The 6274-nt window shown below is 43.6% G+C and carries 6 protein-coding genes and 1 tRNA gene; 3 read left to right on the top strand and 4 right to left on the bottom strand.

The window, feature by feature from the left end:
• Nucleotides 1-265 precede the first annotated feature (265 nt).
• A complete protein-coding gene (gene gap, locus B3763_RS01840) occupies nt 266-1261 on the bottom strand; it encodes a type I glyceraldehyde-3-phosphate dehydrogenase (protein WP_286743017.1) in 996 nt (331 codons plus the stop codon).
• Nucleotides 1262-1483: 222 nt separating this feature from the next.
• Between gap and B3763_RS01835 the strand changes: the two genes are divergently transcribed.
• Nucleotides 1484-1555: transfer RNA gene (locus B3763_RS01835), tRNA-Glu, on the top strand.
• 210 nt (nt 1556-1765) lie between these two features.
• Here the strand turns inward: B3763_RS01835 and B3763_RS01830 are convergent.
• Together B3763_RS01830 and treF are read right to left on the bottom strand one after the other, a co-directional pair.
• The gene (locus B3763_RS01830) at nt 1766-2386 is read right to left on the bottom strand and encodes a hypothetical protein (RefSeq protein ID WP_189630427.1); all 621 of its coding nucleotides are present in this window, start codon (nt 2384-2386) and stop codon (nt 1766-1768) included.
• Between the two features lie 846 nt (nt 2387-3232).
• Entirely contained in the window at nt 3233-4735 is a 1503-nt protein-coding gene (gene treF / locus B3763_RS01825) for an alpha,alpha-trehalase TreF (RefSeq protein ID WP_286743014.1), read from the bottom strand.
• 191 nt (nt 4736-4926) lie between these two features.
• Here treF and B3763_RS01820 point away from each other — a divergent pair, with 191 nt between their 5' ends.
• Both B3763_RS01820 and B3763_RS01815 read left to right on the top strand, forming a co-directional pair.
• Nucleotides 4927-5436 carry an RNA polymerase sigma factor gene (locus B3763_RS01820; RefSeq protein ID WP_286743011.1) on the top strand — a complete coding sequence of 170 codons (510 nt, stop codon included), beginning with the start codon at nt 4927-4929 and terminating at the stop codon, nt 5434-5436.
• Between the two features lie 4 nt (nt 5437-5440).
• A complete protein-coding gene (locus B3763_RS01815) occupies nt 5441-6016 on the top strand; it encodes a hypothetical protein (RefSeq protein WP_189630430.1) in 576 nt (191 codons plus the stop codon).
• Nucleotides 6017-6021: 5 nt separating this feature from the next.
• Here the strand turns inward: B3763_RS01815 and B3763_RS01810 are convergent.
• Nucleotides 6022-6274: GNAT family N-acetyltransferase (locus B3763_RS01810; RefSeq protein ID WP_286743007.1), on the bottom strand; the 253-nt coding region annotated here is incomplete at its 5' end.

Genomic DNA, 6274 nt, shown 5'->3' with positions numbered 1-6274 from the left:
ACAGCTTATGGCTAGTATACCGGGCCTAACAAATGCGATCTAAATGAGTAACCCTACTATTTTATTCTAAGGTTTTCTGAACCACCACATTTCCGGTAGCCACAACTAATTGCCTAAACCGTTCTAATGATCCCTTTGAGTACGCTTTACATATTCATTCATTGCACATTCTTTTGTGTAAGGTTGTTTCAGGACGATACAGGTTTCAAATAAAAAAAAAGCCCTGATGGCAACATCAGGGCTCTATATTCACTTTGCTTTTTAATTAGCCACCGATTTTAACGATAAGGTCAGCGGCTCTGTTAGAATAGCCTGCTTCGTTATCGTACCATCCTACTACTTTTACCAAGGTACCGGCAGCGGCAGTCAGTTCTGCATCGAAAATATTTGAGTGAGGGTTTCCAATAATGTCCACAGAAACAATTGGATCTTCGCAGTACTCAATAATGCCTTTCATTGGGCCTTCAGCGGCAGCTTTCATGGCCGCATTCACTTCTTCGGCAGTTACTTCTTTTTTCACCATTACAGTTAGGTCTGTCAATGAACCGTCCGGCACAGGGACTCTTAAAGCAATACCATCGAGTTTACCGGCTAGGTGAGGAAGCACCAAACCTACAGCTTTGGCTGCTCCGGTAGAAGTTGGTATGATGGAAACCGCTCCGGCTCTGGCTCTTCTCAAGTCTTTGTGAGGAGCATCCTGAATTCTTTGGTCGGCCGTATAAGCGTGTACAGTAGAAATATAACCCTTTTCAATGCCAAAGGCATCGTCCAATACCTTAGCCATTGGAGCCAGGCAGTTGGTGGTACAAGAGGCGTTAGAAACAATGGTTTCGTTGCCGGTTAGAATATCTTCGTTTACTCCAAGCACTACCGTAGGGATGTTGCCTTTGGCAGGAGCAGAAATTACAACTTTTTTGGCTCCGGCCTGCAAGTGCCCTCCGGCTCCTTCTTCATCAACGAATCTACCAGTAGACTCAAGAACTACATCAACGCCCAACTTGCCCCAAGGAAGGTTCTTTGGTTCTTTTTCAGCGTAGATTTTAATTTCCTTGCCATTGACCACAATGCCGTCTGCAGTAGACGATACAGTGCCGTCAAATTTGCCGTGTACAGAATCGTACTTTAGCAGGTGGGCAAGGGTAGCAGTATCGGTCAGGTCATTGATCGCTACTACTTCAACGTTTTCTTTGCTCAATAACGCTTTGAAAGTCAGTCGTCCGATTCTTCCAAAACCATTAATGGCTACTCTAATTTTAGACATGTCCTTTTACGGTTTTATTTGTGATTGATGTGGCGCAAAACTAAGAAAGCCCTATGCCATTTCAAATATAAATCAATGTTGTCGTAAAGGGGTTCCATCGGAATCGATTGAAATATTTCAATGAAAATATTTTTGGAAATAAAAAACCGAAATCTATATTTGCACACCGAAAATCAAGGAGCTCTTAGGCAAATTGGTTTAAGGTTGTGAAAATCCTAACACGGTCCCTTCGTCTAGGGGTTAGGACGCCAGGTTTTCATCCTGGAAACAGGGGTTCGATTCCCCTAGGGACTGCTGAAAAGCCCGACATTTGTCGGGCTTTTTTTGTTATGCTCGTTTCAAAGGTTAGGAAATCAGAAGGCTGTGTCCGTTCCTAATGAAAAGTGTTCATGAGTCGCCAAAGAAGGTTGGAGTGTCGACTCATTTCTACTCTTTCTATCAAAAAATGCCTATAAAAAGATAGTGTAAGGAGGAATCCTGATTGGGCTGGTTGGTTTAGAGAACTTACTGATCGGACTCTATTCTTCCCAATAGCTCAAATTTGAGTACAATTTCAAACCGCTCTCCTGAAGTCACCAGGTGAATGTTTTTACCTACGCCATCGAGCTTAATGTTAATTCTTCCTCTGGCCATGGTAGTGGTTATGAGAGCCAAGCCGTTGGCATTGGTGTTGCCAGGGTTTTCAGGATCAAAAATGGGGATCTCTGCAAATACTTCGTTGTTGTCGTTGTCCAAGGTAATGGTGTTCTCAACATCTACAATGGTAAAGTCGGTCAGACGTTCTGTGTAACCACCATCGGCAATAGCACTTAGGCTGGCTTCAAAGAGGCCAATGGAGTTGCCGCTTTCTATGCCTCTAATGTCGTAGTAGAGACCAACCAGTTGAGGGGCAATAATGGCCTTGCCGGCCGGAGCGTCAAAATCGTTGGTAGAAACAGCTATAAACTCATTGAGGCTAAGCAGATCTGTTCGGGCAATGTCTTCGTTGGGAGGTAAATCAGACCAATCAATTTCAATAGTATGGGTTAACTCACCACTTACAAACTCGTAGTTCGGACCGTCTTCATCGGGAAAACATCCGGTAAACATTAGAACCACTACAATGAGTAAAGACAGCTTCTTCATATAATTATTAATCTCTTGCAAACTTAAAACTTTTGGGGTTGTATATATTAGCTTTCCTGATTTTAACACATCTCTTTTCGAACAACCTTACCCGGCAACTTTCTCACCAATGGGCTTTGTTCCGGTATTTACGCATATGAGCGTCAATGACCTAACGTTTGAACTTGAGCCACAGGAAAATGCAACCACATTATTTTGTAAAACATTGTGCATGAAGTCTACTGAATGACACCCTTACTTTTTAGCGGGTTGTAAACCAGCAAAATATGGGCATGTGCATTGATGTAAGAAATGCTCCAATAATCAAAAAAATGCATGTGAACGTTTCTTTCTTGGGCATATTCGTGTTTTGTTTCTCGCAAGTCGTGGCAGAAAGGCAAAGGCTTAACCCATGCAGTTCGGTTAATTCAAAGCCAATTCCAACCATTATCCTGTTCAGGCAGTCGAGAAACATGTGCATAGAAACTGCTTTGAAGCCTTGGTCGCGCAAGGTTTCAGGGTGAAACGCGATTTTTTGGTAAGGAAGATTAGGAGTATTTACCTCATAACAATGTGGCCGTATTTGGGCTTGGATTGAACTATAGTCCCTTAGCTTATTGTTGAAAAGCGTGTTCCGTTTTCAGGTTCTGGTATTTGCTGGAAATGCACTTCTCTTTCCATTAATTTATTCAAAGCATAACACTAAGGAAGCACGTAATATGGGCATAATGCCATCTTTGCGGGCAATTGGGCTTTGGCCCAGGCATGTGCCAAACTATTCTCGGAATATCTGTTAGGGCAGATGGTCCTAATGATTTTTCATACAATCATTTTTAAGAACCCCGGTACGCAATCACCGGGGTTTGTTTATTCCCTCAAAAGTTTTAGAAGCACTCCATTTGTCCAGCCAAAACCATCTTGTACCGGATACTCGCCTCCACCGCTAAGCAGGCTTGTGTCAACCACATTGTACTTTTCCATAAGCTTGCCCGTATTTTTAAAAACCTTAATATTCAGGGCTGTCCAGCGATTTTTAATGGTTGTGGCCAAATGGTCGTGGCCGTAATTTCTAAGTCCCCAAATGGCCATCCACTGCAATGGAGCCCAGCCGTTGGGGGCATCCCATTGCTCGCCAGACTCAAAGTTTGTGGTAAGCAGCCCACCATTTTTCAGTAGTTCTTGTGCCAGGGTATTGGCTACACTTTCGGCCTGTTGGGCAGAAGCGAGCTGAAAAGCCAGTGGATAGACGGCCGCGGCTGTCAGACTTGTGGTTTGAGCCTCATGGTGGTGGTTAAAATCAAAGAAGTAGCCTTCAGAAGCATTCCAGCAATATTGCTGAATGGCCTTAGCCCTGCTTTCTGCTCTTTGGGCATAGTTGGTGCCTAACTTGCCTTCTCCTTGCAGTACATAGGCTTTGCTAATCATCTTTTCCAGATGGTAGAGCAGGCAATTTAGGTCTACAGGTATCAGGTTGGTGGTATAAATGGTGGTGAGATCGTCAGGTACTTCGCACCATCGCGAACTAAAGTCCCAGCCGCTTTCACAGGCCGCCCGTATATTCAAAAGCGTTTGCTTACCCGCTTTCCCTTTTCGCTCAATTAATTCAACATCGTCTTGATACATTTCTGCTCTCGGGCTGAAAATATTATCATAGTGCCGATTCAGTACTTCTCCATTCGGCATGAGAACTACTCGTTTGTAATTGGCTTGCGTTTTGGACAGTTCTTGTTCACCCTCCATCCAAAATTTATGTTCTTTTACCATGGCAGGTAAAAAATCTATAAGATACTTTTCTCCCTTTTCTTGTGCCAGCAGGCTTACCATAAGTGAAAAGAAGGGAGGTTGGGAGCGGCCTAGGTAGTATGTTCGGTTGCCATTGGGTATGAAGCCGAAATTTTCAATCATGTATGCAAAGTTTTTCACCATATGCTCCACCATGTCGGTTCGGCCACTTTCTACTAAACCCAGCATGGTAAAATAGCTATCCCAGTAATAGATTTCATTAAAGCGCCCGCCCGGAACTACGTAAGGATAGGGCAGAGGAATAAGCGTGGAAAAGTATTCCTCATTGTCGGGCTCACGGGCAAGTACAGACCATAAGCGTTCTATGTGATCTTCTACAGGCAGGGAGCTATCGCTTTGGTATTCTTTCCCTTGGCTTTGAGCACTCACAAAATAATTATTGAAGAAGGTTTTTAGGTCAAAATTGGGGTGGTTCTTTTCTTGCCTGTAGATGGCAAGTATATTGGCCGGATCTTCAATAGCATAGGCATCGGAAATCTCCTTGCCATCTGCCCACTGCCCGGAAGCATGCAAGTCAGTGAACAATTCTTTTAGGTCTTCCTCCAAAAAAATCAGTCGATTGGCCATAATCTTGTGGTTTTGAGCCATTCAAGTTACAAGGTTAACTTGTTCTTTTCCAAAGCGAGCACTTGCACATTTTACGATTTCTAAGCACGGAATGAGCTCTTTGCCAATGCATTGCAGCCTACACTTAAAAAAAAATCTCAGGTTTGTAAGAATCGCCAGGTTAGAGGGTACTAATAGGTTGACAGGTTGAAATGACAGAAGTACAGCAGAAACAGATTTTTGAATCTTGGTTGGAAACCCACAAGGGTATCTTATTTAAGGTGGTGCGGTCTTACTGCGAGCAGGAAGAGGACCGCGAAGATTTGTTTCAGGAGATTGCTGTCAATGTCTGGAAATCGGTTAGCAATTTCAAGAACGACTGCGCGGTCTCTACCTGGGTTTATAGAATAGCACTTAATCAGGCTTTAAAATGGAAGCTGAAGAAAAGCAGGGATCAAAATAAAGCAGATAATGGTGAGGTGGTTCGAATTCTACAGCCTGCAGAAGAAAAGCCAGACCAAAGACTAGAATGGCTATATGGGCAAATTCAACAGTTGGATGAGATAGATCGCTCCCTTTGCTTGCTTTTGCTCGATGGATTCAGCTATAAAGAAATGGCTTCGATTGTTGGTATTTCTGAAAACTACGTGGGAGTGAAGATTAATCGAATAAAAAAGCACCTCACCGAACAGTCTAAAAAAATGTTGAACAATGGAATTTGATGAAATGAAAAAAATATGGGATGAACAGAGTCAAAAGGCGTTGTATGCCTTAGACGAGGAAGCGCTTCACAATAGGGTGATACAGCGTAAAAATAAAGCTGCTGCAGTGGCCGGGAGAAGTGAACAACTAATGATGGGGTCGCTGGTGTTTTGCACGCTGGTTATTTTGGGAGCCAGTCTCATCAAGTCGGATTTTCAGCTATTCCCTAGTCTGCTGGCCGTAATTACAATGGTATTGGCCGGAGTAATATACCTTAGAAGACAGCAACGACTGAACCATCAAAACACTTTCGATAAAAGCATATTGGGCGATATGAACGCGGCCATCGCCCATGCTGATTTTCAGGTCAGGCTATCGGCTATGGGTAAGTGGATTTATTTGGTGGTGGCTTTGCTGAGTATTGCCTCTGTTGTCGATGAGTGGGCAGAGTGGTACAAGGGAGCCTTATTGCTCCTGTTTTTTGTGGCCGGGTACTTTGGTGCCCGTTGGGAGCATAAAACCTTTTACGTGTCGCAGAAGCAAAAGCTTGAGCACATGCGCGAAAAACTTATCAGTTTGAAAGATGGAGCATCAGTCTAATGATCTTAAATCAGCAGCCGTTTCATTAGTAAATCGCGCTGCAGGTCGCCTCCCAATTTAAAAGGGTGGCTGCCAAATACCTCAAAGCCATGGCGTTTGTAGAAGGCTATGGCTTTATTGTTTTCTTCCCAAACACCCAGCCAAATGGCCATCAGCCCTTTATTTTTGGCTTCTTGCATTGCAAAATTCAATAGTAAAGTGCCAAGGCCCTTGCCCTGAACATGTCTTTTTAGGTATATGCGCTCAACTTCCATGGCA

This window comes from Roseivirga sp. UBA1976 (assembly GCF_002336325.1).
Lineage (GTDB): Bacteria > Bacteroidota > Bacteroidia > Cytophagales > Cyclobacteriaceae > Roseivirga > Roseivirga thermotolerans.
This window is presented reverse-complemented; position numbering and strand designations above follow the sequence as displayed.

Excerpts from the sequence above, each read along its gene's own strand:
- gap (WP_286743017.1), bottom strand. The coding sequence starts at position 1,261 with ATGTCTAAAATTAGAGTAGCCATTAATGGTTTTGGAAGAATCGGACGA.
- B3763_RS01830 (WP_189630427.1), bottom strand. The coding sequence starts at position 2,386 with ATGAAGAAGCTGTCTTTACTCATTGTAGTGGTTCTAATGTTTACCGGA.
- treF (WP_286743014.1), bottom strand. The coding sequence starts at position 4,735 with ATGGCCAATCGACTGATTTTTTTGGAGGAAGACCTAAAAGAATTGTTC.
- B3763_RS01820 (WP_286743011.1), top strand. The coding sequence starts at position 4,927 with ATGACAGAAGTACAGCAGAAACAGATTTTTGAATCTTGGTTGGAAACC.
- B3763_RS01815 (WP_189630430.1), top strand. The coding sequence starts at position 5,441 with ATGAAAAAAATATGGGATGAACAGAGTCAAAAGGCGTTGTATGCCTTA.